The organism is Ruegeria sp. SAZD013 (assembly GCF_059612525.1).
Window position 1 is genome coordinate 554,610 of record NZ_JBXWQT010000020.1, and the last position, 17,641, is coordinate 572,250.

The 17,641-nt window shown below is 56.8% G+C and carries 16 protein-coding genes and 3 tRNA genes; 9 read left to right on the forward strand and 10 right to left on the reverse strand.

What is annotated here, in order from left to right:
* Positions 1–252 precede the first annotated feature (252 nt).
* The 3 genes from AC2FLU_RS08960 (at position 253) to AC2FLU_RS08970 (ending at position 2,872) form a co-directional block, all read left to right on the forward strand.
* Positions 253–951, forward strand: coding sequence for a corrinoid protein (locus AC2FLU_RS08960; protein ID WP_209503809.1), 699 nt, complete (start codon positions 253–255; stop codon positions 949–951).
* A gap of 146 nt (positions 952–1,097) precedes the next feature.
* A complete protein-coding gene (locus tag AC2FLU_RS08965; RefSeq protein WP_496714330.1) occupies positions 1,098–2,135 on the forward strand; it encodes a Hint domain-containing protein in 1,038 nt (345 codons plus the stop codon).
* A gap of 77 nt (positions 2,136–2,212) precedes the next feature.
* Complete coding sequence (locus AC2FLU_RS08970; protein WP_480517173.1) at positions 2,213–2,872, forward strand: DUF1638 domain-containing protein; 660 nt, start codon at positions 2,213–2,215, stop codon at positions 2,870–2,872.
* A 2-nt stretch (positions 2,873–2,874) separates the two neighbouring features.
* Here AC2FLU_RS08970 and AC2FLU_RS08975 read toward each other — a convergent pair whose 3' ends face one another.
* On the reverse strand, positions 2,875–3,285 hold the full coding sequence (locus tag AC2FLU_RS08975) for a SufE family protein (protein ID WP_480472984.1): 411 nt from the start codon (positions 3,283–3,285) through the stop codon (positions 2,875–2,877).
* Between the two features lie 138 nt (positions 3,286–3,423).
* Between AC2FLU_RS08975 and AC2FLU_RS08980 the strand changes: the two genes are divergently transcribed.
* The gene (locus AC2FLU_RS08980; RefSeq protein ID WP_496811945.1) at positions 3,424–3,954 is read left to right on the forward strand and encodes a hypothetical protein; all 531 of its coding nucleotides are present in this window, start codon (positions 3,424–3,426) and stop codon (positions 3,952–3,954) included.
* 6 nt (positions 3,955–3,960) lie between these two features.
* On the opposite strand, the gene rnd is transcribed toward AC2FLU_RS08980, so the two are convergent.
* The 3 genes from rnd to purM all read right to left on the reverse strand — a co-directional run bounded on the left by rnd (position 3,961) and on the right by purM (position 6,872).
* A complete protein-coding gene (gene rnd, locus AC2FLU_RS08985; protein ID WP_496811946.1) occupies positions 3,961–5,118 on the reverse strand; it encodes a ribonuclease D in 1,158 nt (385 codons plus the stop codon).
* A gap of 114 nt (positions 5,119–5,232) precedes the next feature.
* Positions 5,233–5,829, reverse strand: a complete 597-nt coding sequence (gene purN, locus AC2FLU_RS08990) for a phosphoribosylglycinamide formyltransferase (protein WP_496811947.1) — start codon at positions 5,827–5,829, stop codon at positions 5,233–5,235.
* Entirely contained in the window at positions 5,826–6,872 is a 1,047-nt protein-coding gene (gene purM, locus AC2FLU_RS08995) for a phosphoribosylformylglycinamidine cyclo-ligase (protein WP_496714335.1), read from the reverse strand. The genes purN and purM overlap by 4 nt, the downstream gene beginning before the upstream one ends.
* Positions 6,873–6,979: 107 nt before the next feature.
* On the opposite strand from purM, the gene AC2FLU_RS09000 reads away from it, so the two are divergent.
* Positions 6,980–7,056: transfer RNA gene (locus AC2FLU_RS09000), tRNA-Ile, on the forward strand.
* 262 nt (positions 7,057–7,318) lie between these two features.
* Here AC2FLU_RS09000 and AC2FLU_RS09005 read toward each other — a convergent pair.
* The gene (locus AC2FLU_RS09005; RefSeq protein WP_496811948.1) at positions 7,319–8,638 is read right to left on the reverse strand and encodes an ATP-binding protein; all 1,320 of its coding nucleotides are present in this window, start codon (positions 8,636–8,638) and stop codon (positions 7,319–7,321) included.
* A 44-nt stretch (positions 8,639–8,682) separates the two neighbouring features.
* Here AC2FLU_RS09005 and AC2FLU_RS09010 point away from each other — a divergent pair, with 44 nt between their 5' ends.
* Complete coding sequence (locus AC2FLU_RS09010) at positions 8,683–9,597, forward strand: MBL fold metallo-hydrolase (protein WP_496714337.1); 915 nt, start codon at positions 8,683–8,685, stop codon at positions 9,595–9,597.
* A 76-nt stretch (positions 9,598–9,673) separates the two neighbouring features.
* A tRNA-Asn gene (locus tag AC2FLU_RS09015) sits at positions 9,674–9,748 on the forward strand.
* Between the two features lie 195 nt (positions 9,749–9,943).
* Here the strand turns inward: AC2FLU_RS09015 and AC2FLU_RS09020 are convergent.
* Positions 9,944–10,708, reverse strand: a complete 765-nt coding sequence (locus tag AC2FLU_RS09020; protein WP_480553633.1) for a hypothetical protein — start codon at positions 10,706–10,708, stop codon at positions 9,944–9,946.
* 170 nt (positions 10,709–10,878) lie between these two features.
* Here AC2FLU_RS09020 and AC2FLU_RS09025 point away from each other — a divergent pair.
* Positions 10,879–10,953: transfer RNA gene (locus AC2FLU_RS09025), tRNA-Asn, on the forward strand.
* Positions 10,954–10,975: 22 nt separating this feature from the next.
* Here AC2FLU_RS09025 and AC2FLU_RS09030 read toward each other — a convergent pair.
* The 4 genes from AC2FLU_RS09030 to zwf all read right to left on the reverse strand — a co-directional run bounded on the left by AC2FLU_RS09030 (position 10,976) and on the right by zwf (position 16,518).
* A complete protein-coding gene (locus AC2FLU_RS09030; RefSeq protein ID WP_496714340.1) occupies positions 10,976–12,595 on the reverse strand; it encodes a long-chain-fatty-acid--CoA ligase in 1,620 nt (539 codons plus the stop codon).
* A 185-nt stretch (positions 12,596–12,780) separates the two neighbouring features.
* Positions 12,781–14,391: a glucose-6-phosphate isomerase gene (pgi, locus tag AC2FLU_RS09035; RefSeq protein ID WP_480553637.1), complete on the reverse strand. Its 1,611-nt coding sequence runs from the start codon at positions 14,389–14,391 to the stop codon at positions 12,781–12,783.
* Between the two features lie 4 nt (positions 14,392–14,395).
* Positions 14,396–15,067, reverse strand: a complete 672-nt coding sequence (gene pgl / locus AC2FLU_RS09040) for a 6-phosphogluconolactonase (protein WP_480473002.1) — start codon at positions 15,065–15,067, stop codon at positions 14,396–14,398.
* Positions 15,064–16,518, reverse strand: coding sequence for a glucose-6-phosphate dehydrogenase (zwf, locus tag AC2FLU_RS09045; RefSeq protein ID WP_480517189.1), 1,455 nt, complete (start codon positions 16,516–16,518; stop codon positions 15,064–15,066). The genes pgl and zwf overlap by 4 nt, the downstream gene beginning before the upstream one ends.
* Before the next feature lie 163 nt (positions 16,519–16,681).
* Between zwf and AC2FLU_RS09050 the strand changes: the two genes are divergently transcribed.
* Positions 16,682–17,635 carry a radical SAM protein gene (locus AC2FLU_RS09050; RefSeq protein ID WP_480517191.1) on the forward strand — a complete coding sequence of 318 codons (954 nt, stop codon included), beginning with the start codon at positions 16,682–16,684 and terminating at the stop codon, positions 17,633–17,635.
* Positions 17,636–17,641 lie beyond the last annotated feature (6 nt).

Consider the following 17,641-nt stretch of genomic DNA (forward strand, 5'->3'; position numbering starts at 1 on the left):
TTGTTCTTGCCGTACGATAAGCGTGAAACAAAACCTGTGCAAGCCAACCCTTCGAAGAAACAGGAACGCACAGATGAAAAATAAACAGGATAATATTGCAGACTTTTCAATCGAGCCGGTGCCATTTTTGGCATATAGGTCGGTCCCGAAACGACCAACGTCGCAATCGTCACAGTCAGAATGCGACGTTTTGGCCAAAACGGAAAAAATGCCACCACGGGCCGATGGCCCGCCCAGCACAGGGAATACCCCATGTCCGACGAAGAAGATATCGTCCTGTCCGAACTGAATGATGACGAACTGGTTGATCAGATGTTCGACGATCTCTATGACGGATTGAAAGAAGAGATCGAAGAAGGCACCAATATCCTGCTGGAACGCGGATGGACGCCGTATGACATCCTAACCAAAGCTCTGGTTGGCGGCATGACCATTGTGGGCCATGACTTCCGCGACGGCATTCTGTTTGTACCTGAGGTTCTGCTGGCGGCCAACGCGATGAAAGGCGGCATGTCGATCCTCAAGCCGCTGCTGGCTGAAACCGGTGCTCCGCGTGTTGGCAAAATGGTTATCGGCACCGTGAAGGGCGACATCCACGATATCGGCAAGAACCTTGTGTCGATGATGATGGAAGGCGCAGGCTTCGAAGTTGTCGATCTGGGAATCAACAACCCGGTCGAGAATTATCTGGAAGCACTGGAAACGGAACAGCCCGACATTCTGGGCATGTCCGCCCTGCTGACCACCACGATGCCTTACATGAAAGTCGTTATCGACACCCTGGTCGAACAGGGCGTGCGCGATGACTACATTGTTCTGGTCGGTGGCGCGCCGCTGAACGAAGAGTTCGGCAAAGCCATCGGTGCAGACGCCTACTGCCGTGACGCTGCTGTTGCAGTGGAAACCGCCAAGGACTTCGTGGGCCGCAAACACAACCAACTGGCTGGCTAAGACCACTCAGGTTTTTCTTGAAAGGCCGTCCGTTTTGGGCGGTCTTTTTCGTTTTGTTGCACCGCCTCCGTCTTTAGGCGTCTTGATTATCCAATTGTATACGAAAGTGCGGTTAAAAACCGAAACGTCCAAGTTTCGGGGGTCCCGTGCCGCAGTCATTCACAGCCATTTCGTTGGGCAAACTCGCCGATATCGATCGTGTTGAGGGCAATTACGTCGCTGAAAACGCCTCCGCGCTTGTTGGGCAAACCTTCGGTTACACGGACGCGCCATTATCGCACAACAGCGTGACATGGAGCGCCGTAGGAAACCCCGGCTCTGCCTATGACATGAACAACATGTCTGCCAATGATCGGTTTTCGATCGACGGCGGCGCGCCGCAAACCTTTGATGGCACATCAGTTTACCACGCCACTGTCACTTATTTCGACGGCACAAGTGCAAACATTACTGCCGTTGTCGCGCAGGATGTGGATGGCAACACATATCTGGTGCCAGAGTTCTCGGACAACGCAGATCAGGCCGCTCTGGAAGCGGGGCCTATACACTCGATCACCTTCAACAGTCTTGCCGGTAATCGGTATTCGGGACTGGTGTCAAGCCGCGAGGACTGGGATCTGGTCCCGTGCTTTACGCCCGGAACGTTGATCAGAACACGGAAGGGAGAACGCCCGGTAGAAACGCTGCGTCCCGGCGACCGGGTTGAAACCCTTGACCACGGGTTTCAAACGGTGCGTTGGGCCGGGCAACGGCGGGTTCAGGCCGCAGGCACGTTCGCGCCGGTTCTGTTCAAGGCAGGCGCATTTGGAAACGCACGCGACCTTCTGGTGTCGCAGCAACACAGGATGCTGCTCTGGAACTGGCGCTTGGAACTGCATACCGGCTATTCCGAAGCGCTGGCCCCCGCCAAACACTTAGTCAATGGACATGACATCATCCTCAAACCCGGCGGGGTCGTAACCTATATCCATCTGCTGTTTGATCAGCATGAGTTGCTCTGGTCGGAAGGCTGCCTGAGCGAGAGCTTTCATCCCGGCGCCCAAACCTGGAACGCACTTGATCGGTCGGCCCGACAGGATATCCTATCGTTGTTTCCCGAGTTATTGAAGCAAGGTATCGCCGCCTACGGCCCGCCCGCGCGGCCTCTGTTATCGGCATTCGAAACACGAACGTCGGCAGCCTGACACGAGATGTCGGAAGAAGGCTTGCCTGCAAGCTGTTTTCGTTCTCTTGTGCCATGAGCCCATAAGGAAGCCGACCTATGCCAAGCGATACGCTACCGGATGATGCAAGCCTCACAACCAAAGGCTATGACGGCGTGGAAAACGCAGGCATCCTGCTGATCGCCTGCGGGGCACTTGCGCGCGAAATTCTGGATATCAAAACGCGCAACGGCTGGGATCACATGGCTCTGACCTGCCTGCCTGCAATCCTGCATGTTCATCCGGAACGGATCACGCAGGCAGTTGAAGACACCGTGGCCAAACACCGCGACAGGTTCGAAAAAATCTATGTGGTTTACGCTGATTGCGGAACCGGAGGTCTGCTGCAATCCGCCTGCGAAAAACTGGGCGTCGAGATGGTAAAAGGCCCTCATTGCTATTCGTTCTTCGAAGGCAATCAGGCCTTTCAAGAACGCGGCGAGGACGAAACAACTGCCTTCTACCTGACTGACTTTCTGGCCCGCCAGTTCGACGCATTTGTCTGGAAACCACTGGGCCTGGATCGCCACCCGGAACTGCGGGACATGTATTTCGGCAATTACACCAAACTGATTTATCAGGCCCAGATCGACGATCCGAAACTGACCGAACGCGCACGGAAATGCGCGGACCGCATGGGATTGGCGTTCGAACGTCGTTTCACCGGCTACGGCGATCTGGAAACCACTTTGTCAGACTGGGCAAACCGCCCCGAGTGACCTCAGGCGTTTTCCTGCGCGACCTGGCGGATGCGTTCGATCATGGCCCGCAATCCATTGGACCGCTGGGCTGACAGATGATCGTTCAAGCCCAGTCGGGCCAGTTCTGCCGCCGCATCGACCTGCGGCACCTCGGTCACCGGCAGTCCGTTGTATAGGGACCGAAGCACGGCGATCAGCCCGCGAACGATCAGCGCATCACTGTCGCCATCAAATTTGAACACACCTGCTTCGATCATCGGATGCAGCCAGACCTGACTGGCACAGCCGTGAACCTTTGTCGCCGGAACTTTCAACGCGTCATCCAAAGGCTCCATCGCCTTGCCCTGTTCGATGACATGGCGATACCGGTCTTCCCAGTCTTCGAGAAACTCGAAATCCTCGACAATGTCTTCAAAGGCAGGCGTGGCCATGGCGCAATGATCCTTTCGTTGAAATCACAATGTGACCTATGCCGACGACCACCTGCTGTCCAGCCCCAGCTGTGGCTTTTCAACGCGAAGAAATTACGCTAACCCATTGTCTGAATTCGTGTGAAAAGCAGTGGGTCCATGCAAAAGTCTCTGTCCGTTCTTATCATCGCCATGCTGACCCTGACTGCCTGCGGCAGCTGGCGCGACTCGCGGGTGAATCCGTCAAACTGGTTTGGCTCCAGCCGGTCTGTGAAGTCTGAAACGCCGTCGGACCCAAATGCCGCCGATGCTTTGGTTCCCAAGACAAGAGAGGGAAGAGGCCTGTTTTCGCGCCCAGACGCCGAAGATACCAGCATTCCAATCGCCAAAATCGATGAGCTACGGATCGAGCCAATTCCGTCGGGCGCGATCATCTATTCCTCTGGCACCGCGCTTCGGCAGGGTGCCTATAACGCACGCTTGGTTTCGGTTAATTCAGAAGAAAACAAAGAAAAGGGAATTCTGGAGTTTGTATTCCGCGTGAATTACCCCAGCACAGAGACCCCGCAAGGATCTGAACGAACAAGAATGGTGTCGGATGCCATTAATGTCTCGACCCAGGATCTTGTAGGCATTCGTCTGATCCGTGTTGTCGGGCAACAGAATACTTTGGAATCGCGGCGGCGGTAATCGCCGCTAAAGCGAGACGACCTTGACCGCCTGCCCTTTGGCCGCCAGCGCGATTTTCCCCTCGCACAGCTTTAGTGCGTCTTCCCCAAAGACCTCGTAACGCCATCCCGACATCGCGGGCAGTTCTCGTTCGCCAGCGGCAATCTGGTCCAATTCGGAACTTGTTGCGATCAGCTTGGCCGCAACGCCTGAGCTTTCAGTTTTGGATTTCAGCAGAACCCGAAGCAAGTCGGCCAAAGCCGGGTTGACCTTCAGGTTATCCCGGGAATTGTCGATCTTCGGCAGATTTTCCTGCGGACAATTCGTGCCCTTCGTCACCGCGGCAAGAATACCTTCGGCAATCGGGCCCTTGCGCGCCTCGCGCAGCAAAAGGCGTGATCCACCGAGATCGGCGATTGTCTTGGGCTTGGTCGACGCCAGTTCGATCAAAGCATCATCCTTGAACACCCGGTTGCGCGGCACGTTATGTTCCTGCGCATACCTTTCGCGAAACTGCGCCAGCTCGCGTACAACAGCCAGGAACTTGGCCGAATTCGTTCGCGTCTTGACCCGCTTCCAGGCCTCTTCGGGACGAATGTCATACGTGGCAGGCTGCGTCAGCGTACGCAGTTCTTCAGCCACCCAGTGGCTGCGCATCGTCTTCTTGAGTTCCGCGGAAAGATATTCGTAGATCCTGCGAAGATGCGTCACATCCGCCAGTGCATATGTTTTCTGCGCCTCTGTCAAAGGGCGGCGGGACCAATCGGTGAACCGCGAAGTCTTGTCGACGCCCTGTTTGCAGATCTTCCGCACCAGCGTCTCATAGCCGACCTGCTCACCAAACCCGCAGACCATCGCGGCGACCTGTGTGTCGAACAACGGGTTGGGGAACACACCGGCCTCGACCCAGAATATCTCAAGATCCTGACGCGCGGCGTGGAACACCTTGACCACGTTCTCGTTTCGAAAAAGCTCATACAGCGGTTCGAGAGACAAGCCTTCAACCAGCGGATCAACCAGAACCGCGCTGTCTTCATCATCAGAGGGAAGCGCCAGTTGCACGAGGCACAGTTTCGAATAATAGGTCCGCTCGCGCAGAAACTCGGTATCGACTGTGATATATGGATAGCTTGCGGCCGCCTTGCAGAAATCAGCCAGTTCTTGCGTCGTCGTCAGATTTTTCATGCGCCGTACTAGTTTTGCTCTTGCTCTTGTGAGTGCCCGTAATTTCCCTCGCCCCCAAGCGATACCGTCGACCATAGGACGATTTTCAGGCGAGTGTAAATCACCCTCGGAACCTCACTGCATGAGAACGGGTGACCTGTTGCCTTCGGCAAAGCGGCGCAGCACCGCTGGATAAAGTTCATGTTCCCGGATCAGAACTTTTGAAGCCAGAGTTTCCGGGGTATCCGCTGGTTCGATATCCACCCGTGCCTGACCCAAAATTGGGCCATCATCCAGCGCCGCCGTCACCTCATGGACCGAGCAGCCATGTTCCGCATCACCCGCTTCAATTGCGCGGGCGTGGGTATGTAACCCCTTGTATTTGGGCAGCAATGAGGGGTGGATGTTCAGCATTCGCCCCTGAAAGCGCGTTACGAAATCCGCGGTCAGCACCCGCATGAACCCGGCCAGGCAGACAATATCCGGCCGCGCGTCTTCCAAGGGCTTCAGCAACTCAGCCTCAAAGGCTGTGCGATTGCCCTTGAATGGCCGGTGATCGACCACTGCGGTCGGAATGCCACGGTCCGCAGCTTTTTTCAACCCGCCCGCCTGCGCATCGTTGGACAGGACCAAACAGGGCCGCGCCGGATGATCACCGGTCATGCTGTCGACAAGCGACACCATGTTGGACCCGCCGCCCGAAATCAGGATCGCGACGCGCTTGTGGCTCACAGCAGTTTGCCCGAATAAGCAACTCCGGGCGTTTCGGTGATAGTACCAATCTGCGCCACCGTCTCGCCAGCCTCGGCCAGCAAGGTCGAAAGCTGATCGGCCTTATCCGGGTCGCAAACCATGATCAGACCGATGCCACAGTTGAAGGTCTTGAGCATCTCAGCTTCCGCGATACCACCAGTCTGCGCCATCCAGCTGAAAACAGACGGCAATTGCCAGCTGCCCAGATCAATCTGTGCCCCCAACCCATCCGGCAATACGCGCGGCAGGTTCTCGGTCAGACCGCCACCGGTGATATGGGCCAGCGCGTGAACGCCACCTTCGCGGATCGCGGACAGGGCCGGTTTGACATAAAGGCGCGTCGGCGTAAGCAGCACCTCGCCCAATGAACCTTCACCAAAGGGGCACGGTGCATCCCAGCCCAGACCAGACAGTTCGACGAGTTTACGTACCAGTGAATACCCGTTGGAATGCACTCCGTTCGACGCCAGACCAAGCAGCACATCCCCCGCCTGGACCCCAGAAGGCAGGTCAGCGCCGCGTTCCATTGCCCCGACCGAGAACCCGGCCAGATCGAAATCGCCATCAGGGTACATGCCGGGCATCTCGGCAGTTTCGCCACCAATCAGAGCACAGCCGGATTGCGCACACCCTTCGGCAATTCCTTCAATGATCCGCGCGGCCGTGTCTGTGTCCAACTTGCCTGTCGCGAAATAGTCGAGAAAGAACAAGGGCTCGGCCCCCTGACAGATCAGGTCATTGACACACATGGCCACCAGATCGATGCCAACCCCGTCCACGACGCCGGTGTCGATCGCAATTCGCAGTTTTGTACCAACCCCATCCGTGGCACCAACCAGAATGGGATCCTGGTACCCGGCAGCTTTCAGGTCGAACAGTGCGCCGAAACCGCCCAGACCGCTCATCACGCCGGGGCGGTTGGTTCGCTTTGCTGCGGGTTTGATCCGGTCAACCAGAGCATTGCCCGCGTCAATATCCACGCCTGCATCGGCATAGGTGATTCCGTTCTTGCCCGCTGTCATGGCCAGTTCCTTTTGAATGCTTTGCGGGCGGGTTATTCGATTGTGGCGTTTGTTGCAACGGTCAGGCTTGACGCGGCTGTTCACCGTGATACGCAATGCGCCTAGGCGGGCCTGTAGCTCAATTGGTTAGAGCAGAGCGCTCATAACGCTTTGGTTGGGGGTTCGAGTCCCTCCGGGCCTACCAAATCACCGCCACTTGCCTTGAACACCCCGCACATCTCACTGGTTTTGTTTGCGTTTTTGACAACAAGCATTCATCCTGTCCCGTGCAACCTGTCCAAACGCGGTTCGAATTTAAAGGCATTGGTCCAGTTCGCAGATTTCCAGTTGCGATCAAAGCGTCCTTGGGTGACAGGTCTTGCTGAAATGCTCCAAAATCTTGTCGCGGGAATCCAGACGCACAAATTGTCATATTGGCGCGAGTTTGAACCGGTAGAGGTGTCAGTTTACCGGCCAATAATGATATCCGCGCACAAACCGCCCAAGCGTTCACTTTTGGCCAGTCTCAGGGTGCCACCATGGGCCCGTGCAACATCCGCCACGATTGCCAAACCCAAACCCACGCCACTGCCTTGATTCTGGTTGCGCGCAGGGTCGAGCCGCGTAAAGGGTTTGACGGCCTCTGTGCGCTGCTCTGCGGGAATTCCGGGGCCATCATCTTCGACACGGATGCGCAGCGACTTGGAATTCAGCGACAGGCTGACCTCAGCCTGGCTGCCGTAGCGCACAGCATTTCCGATCAGGTTTTCGACGGCCCGCCGAACGGCCATTGGGCGCAGCATTGCCGTTCCCTGCCCCTCGACAGCGACCAGTTCGGCTGGATGCCCGGCTCGTGTCGCGTCATCTACAATCTGTCGAACAAACTCAGCCGGATTGATTTCCTCAGGCGATCCTTCGGACGCCCCGCGCGAGAATTCGAGGAATGCATCAACCAAGGACTGCATTTCCGCCACGTCCTGTAACAAAGGTCGTGCCTCGTCCTCGGGCAGCATGGCCAGTCCAAGCTTCAGGCGGGTCAGAGGTGTGCGCAGATCATGGCTGACGCCGGACAACATCAGCGTCCGTTGTTCGATCTGACGTTCGATCCGTGATCGCATATCCAGAAACGCATTCCCCGCCGCGCGTACCTCGATGGCACCGCCCGGGGAGTACGGTACGCTCCGCCCTCGTCCAAACGCCTGCGCCGCATCGGCCAGCCGTGTGATGGGGCGCAACTGGTTTCGCATGTACAGAAATGAAATCGAGGTCATGATGATCGCGAAAAACAGCATCGTCACGATCAACTGATGCGGCGCCGCTGGCGACAATCTGCGCCGGTCGAAGGTCAGTTCCAGCACCCCCAGATGCGTATCCAGATACAAACGCGCCTCGCGGCTGCTTGGCAACGCAACAGCACTCAGCTCCGGCAGCCTTGCACGAAGTTCTGCCTCGACCTGAGGTGCTATGAAGTCGTACCACCGTGGACGGTCAGTTTTGGGAGTTTCGTTGGGAGGCAGAAATCGGGCCTGCATTTCCAGCGCCAGAAGATCCGGGCGCACTTCGGCCAATGCCTGGTGCTGCGTCTCGGCCCCGTCCATCATGGTGGTGATCAGCATCACTTCCCTTGAGGCTGCGCGCGTCATCTGGTCAGTGACATCTTCCAGATGCTTTTGAAGAAAGGAAACTCCTACAACCAGCAGCAACGCGATCACAGGAAGAACCAGAATCAGCGCTGCCCGGGCGTATAGGCTGCGTGGCATATAAGGTTTGAGCCAGTGCGTCGACATGCGCTAAACCTAGCGGGCTGCCCGGACAAGAGAAAGAGCACAGAATGCAGGCACCTGACGATTTCAATCCACCCGCTGGTGTTGCGACAGAATTGCAACCGGGTCTGCGGCGCATTCTGGCCCCCAACCCGTCACCGATGACCTATCGCGGCACCAACACCTATCTGCTAGGCGATCGCGACATTGCCGTCATTGATCCCGGCCCCGCAAGCGAAGAGCATTTGAACGCGATCCTGAATGAACTGCAACCTGGTCAGAGAATCAGCCACATAGTCGTCACGCACGCCCATCTGGATCACTCACCCTTGGCGGCACCCCTAGCCGCCCGAACGGGGGCTGCGATCTACGCGTTTGGCGGCCCCGAAGCCGGTCGCAGCGCAGTTATGACGACCCTTGCAGCACGTGGGTTGGCTGGAGGTGGCGAAGGCATCGACACCGCGTTTCGCCCGGATGTAGAGGTTGCGGATGGTGAGGTCATCTTGGGCGATAACTGGCAGCTTGAGGTTATTCACACTCCGGGGCATCTGGGAAACCACATTGCCCTGGCATGGCAGGATACCTGTTTCACCGCCGACCATGTGATGGGATGGGCCAGTTCGTTGGTGTCACCACCGGACGGAGACCTGACTGATTTCATGACAGCCTGCCACCGCCTGCGCGCGCGCGACTGGTCGGTTTTTCACGCGGGCCACGGTGCGCCAATTTCAGACCCTGCCGCGCGATTGGACTGGCTGATCCGACACAGGCAAAACCGCGAAGCTCAGATTCTAACTGCCTTGGAGGATGCAGACGGAACGGCGCGGCAATTGGCCAAGCGTATCTACACCGACACACCCGTAACCCTGCTGCCAGCCGCGGAGCGGAACGTTTTTGCCCACCTCGTTGATCTTACTGGTAAAAAACAGGTGTCACCACACGGCGAACTATCTGCCACCGCAATTTTTCGCAGAGATCCTTGAAGCCACGAAAATTTTTTAAAGTTCGCGTGCTTAACCTCTGGACGCCGGGAATCCGGATTGCTATACGCCCCTCAGTTCCGGCGTAGCTCAGCGGTAGAGCAGTTGACTGTTAATCAATTGGTCGTAGGTTCGATCCCTACCGCCGGAGCCAAACATATCTGAAAACCAGATATTTGGCTTTTCCCAGATCGCGATCTTGAATTTTCCGGTTTGCTGGAAATAACGTGCCAATCACTCACATGGCTAAGGTTCAATTCCAGTTTCATGCACATCTCAACCAAGCGTTAAGCTGGTTCGGCGCTTGCTTCTCGGACCCTTTAAGGAACAAACCGAATTTAACACGTCCCTAAGGGAGCGTTAACAATCGAATGACACGAATCAAGCGATCGACGGGAATCTGCATTGGCTCTACCTCGAATATCGCCATTCGACCAACAAGCTCAGGCTTAGGCAGAAACTCTTCCGCCGCTTGTAACCGTGGGCGATCACCGTAGTCGTCGATCAACAAGGTCACTGGTCGGGTAATATTGAAGGCCGTCGCCAAAGCACAACCCACGCGAAACCGACCGTCAACAAGAACCACATCCGGGTGCTTAAATCCGTTGCTCTGCCAGATTGACAGCGGATATCTGGGATAGCGCGCCGATTTGTCCTGATTTACCGGAAAACCCCACTTCTTGGTTTCACCGACATCGACCCATGAAATATTGACTTCAGTCCCTCTACTAGGAGGATTCTCACGAAACCAACGCCGCATCATGCGAGCCCAGCCTCGATCACTTTCGACACTGAAAACAGTTTTTGCTTCCATCTCCCCAGCGACCACAGTCGAACCGCCCGAGCCATATTCCAGAATTACAGAGGCCGCATCATAGTGCTTTCGCAGGACACGCTGCGCATTTTCCGGCATGGTTAAAACAGGTCTTTCAAGGCTTGCCGTATTCAATTTGATCTCCGGGTCTTTTCGCTTTTGATGCTTGACGTTGCAATTCACCGTGGTTTCTGAACCGGCACAATCTACCCCTACAGAATTCTCATCACATGACAGCGAAATCAATAGCGACGACTTGATTCCCCAGGCAAAGATTCCACCACAACGGCACCCCGACATATAAGTTTCAGTTGAGCCGGGATTGACAGCTTACCGTACAAGCATCAAGCAAACAGCAATGACCCAAGGAACAGCTTGACGCTCAGATTTCGGGCTGGGAAGATTTTCCTCAAGAATGCTGCTCTCCCTCTGGACGCCAGATACTCCGGTTGCTATACGGCGCGGACCGTTCCGGCGTAGCTCAGCGGTAGAGCAGTTGACTGTTAATCAATTGGTCGTAGGTTCGATCCCTACCGCCGGAGCCAATTCACCCCGCCAGATCGCGTCTCACCCCCCAAGGGCATCCTTGAAATCCGCACGCAGGTTGCGTTTCAGCACCTTTCCGGTTGCGTTCAGCGGCAGCGCGTCAACAAAGACAACCTTGTCCGGAATCTGCCATTTGGCGATTTTCCCTTCGAAGAAGGCCAGAACCTCTTCTTCGCTTGGATTTTCCCCCTCGGCCCTTACAGCGACCAGCAACGGCCGTTCGTCCCATTTCGGGTGCGGAACACCGACCACGGCTGCAGTTGCCAGTTTCGGGTGCGCAACAGCGATGTTTTCAAGTTCGACCGAGCTGATCCACTCCCCTCCGGACTTGATGATATCCTTGGATCGGTCACGAATGGTCATGTATCCATCGGCGTCTAGCGTTGCGACATCGCCTGTGGCGAACCAACCGTCTTGCAACAGATCCTGATCCTGCATCAGGAAATAGCTGTCCAGCACCCAATGCCCCCGCACCATCAGATCGCCCTGCGTTTCACCGTCATGTGGCAGATCTTTTCCGTCATCATCCACGATTTTCAGTTCAACCCCGAAAGGAGGCCGGCCCTGACTCAGACGGATAAGGTGTTGTTCTTCAAGCGGCAGCACCAGATGTTTGGCCAATGGGCAGTTGGCCGTACCAAGTGGGCTCATCTCACTCATTCCCCACGCATGGACCGTATCGACGCCATATTTATTCCGGAAGGTTTCCATCATCGAGGGCGGGCAAGCAGCTCCTCCGATCACGGTCCGTTCGAGGCTTTTCAAGCTCGTCCCGCATTTGGCGGCATGTGCCAACAGTCCCTGCCAGATGGTTGGCACCCCCATGGCCAGCGTCACGCCATAGGTGTCGATCAGATTAACCAGCGCCTCGCCATGCAGATCCGGGCCGGGCAAAACCAGACGCGAGCCTGACATGGCGCAGGCATAAGGCGACCCCCATGCATTAACGTGGAACATAGGAACAACGGGCATCACGACATCCATCGCCGAAAAGCCGATCACGTCGCGCGTATTCGACGCGAAACTGTGCAGGACCGTCGATCTGTGGGAATAAAGAACCCCCTTGGGATGGCCAGTTGTGCCCGACGTGTAACAGAGCCCCGAGGCCGTATTTTCATCCAGTTCAGGCCAATTAAAGGCCGCGTCACCGGTTTCGATCAGCTCATCACAGAATTTCACGTCGGGTATCTGTGCGGCGGCGTCATCATTGCGGGGGCCCATCAGAACAAAATGGCGAACATCCCTCAGCGCACCGTGCAAGGTGGCAACCAGCGGGACGAAGGTTGCATCAAAGAACAACACCCGATCCTGAGCATGGTTGATGATATAAGTCAGTTGTTCAGGAAAAAGCCTCGGATTGACCGTGTGACAGACATATCCCGCACCCGAGGTGGCATAATAGATCTCCAGATGGCGACGATTGTTCCAGGCCAGCGTCGCGACCCTGTCCTGCGGCTCCAGACCCAGCCGCGTCAGGGCCGACGCCAAACGCCGGGCGTTCACGGCTATCTCGGACCAGTTGGTTTCGGTCACTGTTCCATCCGTTTCGACCGAGATGATCTCGGTCTGGCCGTGGTAGCGCTGCGCGTGATCAATCAACGACGAAATCAGCAAAGGCTGCGTCATCATCTGTCCCAGCATGGACATCCTCCCGTCATGGGCGGGACCTTGCCTGGCCCCGGCCTGTTCCGTCTGGCACTGACAGGCAGAGGTGTTCCCTGTCACGTCAGTCCAGCCGTTTCCTAAGACGGAACCCTGCCAATCATTTAATTGTCTGACAATAAGAGAATGCAACCCACACCGATAGCGGACTACATTCCCGCCGCCTAATCCCGGTGTTTCAGTGCGTAGGCGACCAAGGCCGCGGTCGACCCATCCTTGCCCTCGGCGCTTTCTTCACCGTCCACAATGGGGCCGAGCGAATTGGCCAGTTCCTTGCCCAGCTCAACCCCCCATTGGTCGAAAGAGTTGATGCCCAGCAACACGCCTTCGACAAACACCCGGTGTTCGTAAAGCGCAATAATCTGACCCAACACAAACGGTGTGAGTTTGGGGTAAATCAACGTTGTCGAAGGACGATTACCGGGGAAGACCCGGTGCCGGGCCTGCCGGTCCAGTTCATCACCCAGATACCCCTGCTGCGCCATGCGTTGTCGCGCTTCTTCGAACGAACGGCCACGCATCAGGGCCTCGGACTGGGCCAGACAATTGGCCAAAAGCAGACGGTGGTGATGGGTCAGTTCGGGTTCGTGCCCCTCGGCCGCAACCATGAATTCGCAGGGAATGACATCCGTGCCCTGATGGATCAGCTGGTAAAACGCGTGTTGTCCATTGGTGCCCGGCTCACCCCAGACGACAGGTCCTGAAGGCATGGTTAAGGACGACCCGTCCATCGCCACGGATTTGCCATTCGATTCCATCTCCAACTGCTGGAAATAAGCGGGCAGACGCAACAACCGCTGGTCATAAGGCAGCACCGCACGGCTGGTATATCCCAGAACCTGTCGATGCCAGATGCCAACCAATGCCAGCATCACGGGCATGTTTTCATCCCAGTCAGCCGAGCGGAAGTGCAGATCCATCGCCTGCCCGCCACGCAAAAACGCGTCAAAAGCTTTTGAACCAACCGAAATCATGACCGGCAAGCCGACCGGCCCCCAAACCGAATAACGCCCACCGACCCAATCAGCGAAACCAAAAACATGCGCCTCGGGAATACCGAAGGCCTGCGTCTTGTCCAAAGCGCTGGAAACGGCGGCAAACTGACGCGTCGGATCGCCCCCGCCTTCGGACATCCACGCACGGGCGGTGCGTGCATTGGTCATCGTTTCGATTGTGGTAAAGGTTTTTGAGGCGACAACGACCAGCGTGCGCGTCGGGTCGAGCTGCCGCAACGTGTCCGCGATATGCGCCCCATCGACGTTCGAGACGTAATGCACCCGCGGCCCATCGTGATAAGGTGCCAGCGCCAACGTGGCCATGACCGGGCCAAGGTCTGACCCGCCGATGCCGATATTGACCACATCGGTAAAGTTGCCCCCCGCCCCAGCGATGGCGCCGCCACGCACCTCTTCAGCGAACACGCGCATCCGATGCAGCGTGTCCAGAACCTCGGGCATAACGTCCTGACCGTCCACCTCAACCGGCCCGCCATCAAGGTTGCGCAGGGCCGTGTGCAACACCGCGCGCCCTTCGGTCTCGTTGATCTTCTCGCCCGCAAACATCGCATCACGCCGAGACGCCAGATCAGCCTCTGCACACAATTGAATGAGCGCGGATCGCACCGCATCATCGATCTGTGTTTTTGAATAGTCGAAGACCATATCCCCAGATGAGGTTGAAAAAGCTCCAGCCCGGTTTGCATCTGCCGCAAACAGGTCAAGGATACGACGGTCACTTTTCGACAGAGCCAGTGTTTTCAAAGCATCCAGATGCATTGCCTTACTCCGCCCAGTGTACGGTCATGCCACCAAGAACTGCGGCGATCGGTGCCTCTTCCGGCGGTAGCGACATAGCTTTTTCAAGAACGGTGCGCTTTGCCTGACCATAGATGATCAGATGTTTCGACAGCGCCCCGTCCAGGACCGGAGCGGTCAGGGAAATTCGTGCCTCTGGCTGCACTTCGGTCCGGGCAACGATCAACGTAGGTGCATCACTGCGCAAAGCTTCCTCCAGCCCTTCCATCCCCGGAAAAAGAGAGGCCGTGTGCATGTCTTCGCCCATTCCCAGTACCAGCACCGACAATGGCAATACCGGCGCAATCAGCGACTCGATTTCGGGCAACGCTGCCTCAGGTTCTGCACCAGGGACATAAAGCGGAATATATTGCGCCACAGAGGCCCTGCTGGTCAGCAATCTTTCGCGGATCAAACGCTCGTTAGAGCGGTCATGATCCGCTGGCACACAGCGTTCATCCGTTGGCAACACACGCACACGATCCCACTCAAGATCGGCGGCACACAGGCTGTCAAATACCGGGCCCGGAGTTGTTCCCCCGGGGACGGCCATTGCAACGGTATCATGGTGCAGCAATGCGGCCTCAAGATCGCCCGCCAACACGTTGGCCACGTCGATGGCAAGCATTTCGCGATCAGCATATTCCTGAATTTTCATGGCTTTATCCCTTGCCAGTGGCGTCCATCACGTTTCATTAGCAGTTCAGCGTCGCCCGGCCCCGTGCTGCCGCTGTCATAAGGCTTCGGCACGTCCCCGCGCGCCAACCATCCAGCGATGATCGGATCGGTCCAGGCCCAGGCGGCCTCAACCTCATCCCCGCGCATGAACAGGGTCTGGTTTCCACGGATCACGTCCATCACCAGGCGTTCATACGCATCTGGCGGGTCCTGATTTTCGGGGCCGAGGGCTTCGGCAAAGCTCATGTCCAAGGGAACATCGATTAGACGCATCCCGCCCTGCCCCGGTTCCTTGATCGTCACCTTCAGCGTGATCCCCTCATTCGGCTGCAACCGGATCGACAACGTGTTGGCGTGACGCCCCGCTTCTTCCCCGAAAATCGAGTGCGGCGCGTCCTTGAACATCACGTTGATCACCGACGAGCGCGCCACCAGACGCTTGCCGGTGCGCAGGTAGAACGGTGTACCTGCCCAACGCCAATTGCTGATATGGGCCTTTAACGCCACATAGCTTTCGGTGGTTGATCGCAGGTTGCCAACGCAGTCCCGGTATCCCGGCCCGTCCGATCCGGCCGCAAACTGCCCCCGCACGATGTGATGCGGTTCAACCGGATTAAGCGCCCGGATCACCTTGAGCTTTTCATCCCGAACTGCGTCAGGATCGAACTTGGCCGGAGGTTCCATCGCAATCAGGCAGAGCAGCTGCATCAGGTGGTTCTGCACCATATCCCGCATCGCACCCGCGCGCTCATAATAATCTTCGCGCCCCGCGATACCGACAGTTTCCGCAACCGTTATCTGGATATGGTCGACATACTGGCTGTTCCACAGCGGTTCGAACAGCATATTGCCAAAGCGGACCGCCATCAGATTCTGGACGGTTTCTTTGCCTAGATAATGGTCGATCCGGTAGATCTGATTTTCATTAAAATGCGCGGCCAGCGTGGCATTCAAGTCCCGCGCGCTTGCCAAATCATGTCCAAACGGCTTTTCGACCACGATGCGGGTTTCTTCTGTCACCAGATCATACGCCCTAACCCGCTCGGCCAATGGCCCGAACAGGCTGGGACCGACTGAGAAATAGAAAGCGCGAACCCGGTCCGGCGAGAGCTTTTCGCCCAGTACATCCCAACCTTCCGACGTCAAGGCATCCAGCGATACATAGTCGACCCGTTGCAGGAACCGGGTCAGGGCTTGCGAATCCCGGGCGCGTTCCGAAGCGTGCCGTTGCAGCGACTCAGCAACCATCTTACGAAAGGCGTCCGCCGAATGACCGGCGCGCGCCGCTGCGATAATCCGGGCATCCTCGTGCCACTGACCCGCACAATACCGACGGAAAAGCGCAGGCAGGATCTTACGCTGCGCCAGATCACCGGTGCCGCCGAAAATGATCAGATCAAATGGATCAACAGGGATGACACGTGAAACCATGAGTTGTCCTTACCCTGACCCTTCCGGCATGTCCAATGTTAGCGCAACCAAAGCTCAATAAATCTTGTTGATCAAAACTCTGTCAGAACCCCTGCACCAGACTTACCAAATCCGCGACAAAGGGCTAGATCAGTTTGATGACTTCAACGAACCGGATGCGGGAATGAAAGACAACGCCCCTCAGCTTGCCAATATCGGCAAGTTTCAGCGTAAACTGGTAACGGCCGATGGCCAGACCCGCGCAAAGGTTTCCCTGACCAACCCTCAGACCCTGTGGTTCAACACCGGCACGCTGTGCAATATTGAATGCGTAAGCTGCTATATCGCCAGCAGCCCGACCAATGACGCACTGGTTTATATCACTGCAGACGAGGTTCGTGACTACCTGGATCAGATCGAAGCCCGCAATTGGCCTGTGCGTGAAATCGGTTTTACGGGCGGCGAGCCCTTTATGAACCCCGAGATGATCGATATGACCCGCGCCGCGCTGGAGCGTGGATACGAAGTTCTGATCCTGACCAACGCGATGGCCCCGATGATGCGCCGCAAGGTGCGCGACGGGCTACTGGCATTGCAAAGGACTTTCAATGACAAGCTGACCCTGCGTGTTTCCGTCGATCATTACCGCGCAGAACTGCACGACCTTGAACGCGGCAAGGGGAGCTTTGAAAAAACCCTGACGGGTATGAAGTGGCTGCGCGATCACGGCTTTAACATGGCTGTTGCCGGGCGCACCGTTTGGGGTGAGTCTGACACGGAAAGTCGCGCGGGTTATGCCGCATTCTTTACAGAGCACGGCTTTGACATTGACCCGCATAACCCGGCTCGGACCGTCCTGTTCCCGGAAATGGACGAAACTGTCGAAGTTCCCGAGATTACAACGGCTTGCTGGGGAATACTGAACAAATCACCCGATGCATTGATGTGCGCCAGCGCCCGCATGGTGGTGAAACGGAAAGGCGCTGACCGGCCTGCCGTGTTGGCCTGCACCCTGCTGCCCTACGAGTCGGAGTTCGAGATGGGGCATTCTCTGGCCGAATCCGAGGCTGACGTTCACCTGAACCACCCCCATTGTGCCAAATTCTGCGTGCTGGGCGGTGCCAGTTGCTCTGGCTGAACGATT

What these genes read in the sequence shown, in the direction of transcription:
- AC2FLU_RS08960 (WP_209503809.1), top strand. Translation starts at nt 253, where the DNA reads ATGTCCGACGAAGAAGATATCGTCCTGTCCGAACTGAATGATGACGAA.
- AC2FLU_RS08970 (WP_480517173.1), top strand. Translation starts at nt 2,213, where the DNA reads ATGCCAAGCGATACGCTACCGGATGATGCAAGCCTCACAACCAAAGGC.
- AC2FLU_RS08975 (WP_480472984.1), bottom strand. Translation starts at nt 3,285, where the DNA reads ATGGCCACGCCTGCCTTTGAAGACATTGTCGAGGATTTCGAGTTTCTC.
- AC2FLU_RS08980 (WP_496811945.1), top strand. Translation starts at nt 3,424, where the DNA reads ATGCAAAAGTCTCTGTCCGTTCTTATCATCGCCATGCTGACCCTGACT.
- rnd (WP_496811946.1), bottom strand. Translation starts at nt 5,118, where the DNA reads ATGAAAAATCTGACGACGACGCAAGAACTGGCTGATTTCTGCAAGGCG.
- purM (WP_496714335.1), bottom strand. Translation starts at nt 6,872, where the DNA reads ATGACAGCGGGCAAGAACGGAATCACCTATGCCGATGCAGGCGTGGAT.
- AC2FLU_RS09005 (WP_496811948.1), bottom strand. Translation starts at nt 8,638, where the DNA reads ATGTCGACGCACTGGCTCAAACCTTATATGCCACGCAGCCTATACGCC.
- AC2FLU_RS09010 (WP_496714337.1), top strand. Translation starts at nt 8,683, where the DNA reads ATGCAGGCACCTGACGATTTCAATCCACCCGCTGGTGTTGCGACAGAA.
- AC2FLU_RS09020 (WP_480553633.1), bottom strand. Translation starts at nt 10,708, where the DNA reads ATGTCGGGGTGCCGTTGTGGTGGAATCTTTGCCTGGGGAATCAAGTCG.
- AC2FLU_RS09030 (WP_496714340.1), bottom strand. Translation starts at nt 12,595, where the DNA reads ATGCTGGGACAGATGATGACGCAGCCTTTGCTGATTTCGTCGTTGATT.
- pgi (WP_480553637.1), bottom strand. Translation starts at nt 14,391, where the DNA reads ATGCATCTGGATGCTTTGAAAACACTGGCTCTGTCGAAAAGTGACCGT.
- pgl (WP_480473002.1), bottom strand. Translation starts at nt 15,067, where the DNA reads ATGAAAATTCAGGAATATGCTGATCGCGAAATGCTTGCCATCGACGTG.
- zwf (WP_480517189.1), bottom strand. Translation starts at nt 16,518, where the DNA reads ATGGTTTCACGTGTCATCCCTGTTGATCCATTTGATCTGATCATTTTC.
- AC2FLU_RS09050 (WP_480517191.1), top strand. Translation starts at nt 16,682, where the DNA reads ATGAAAGACAACGCCCCTCAGCTTGCCAATATCGGCAAGTTTCAGCGT.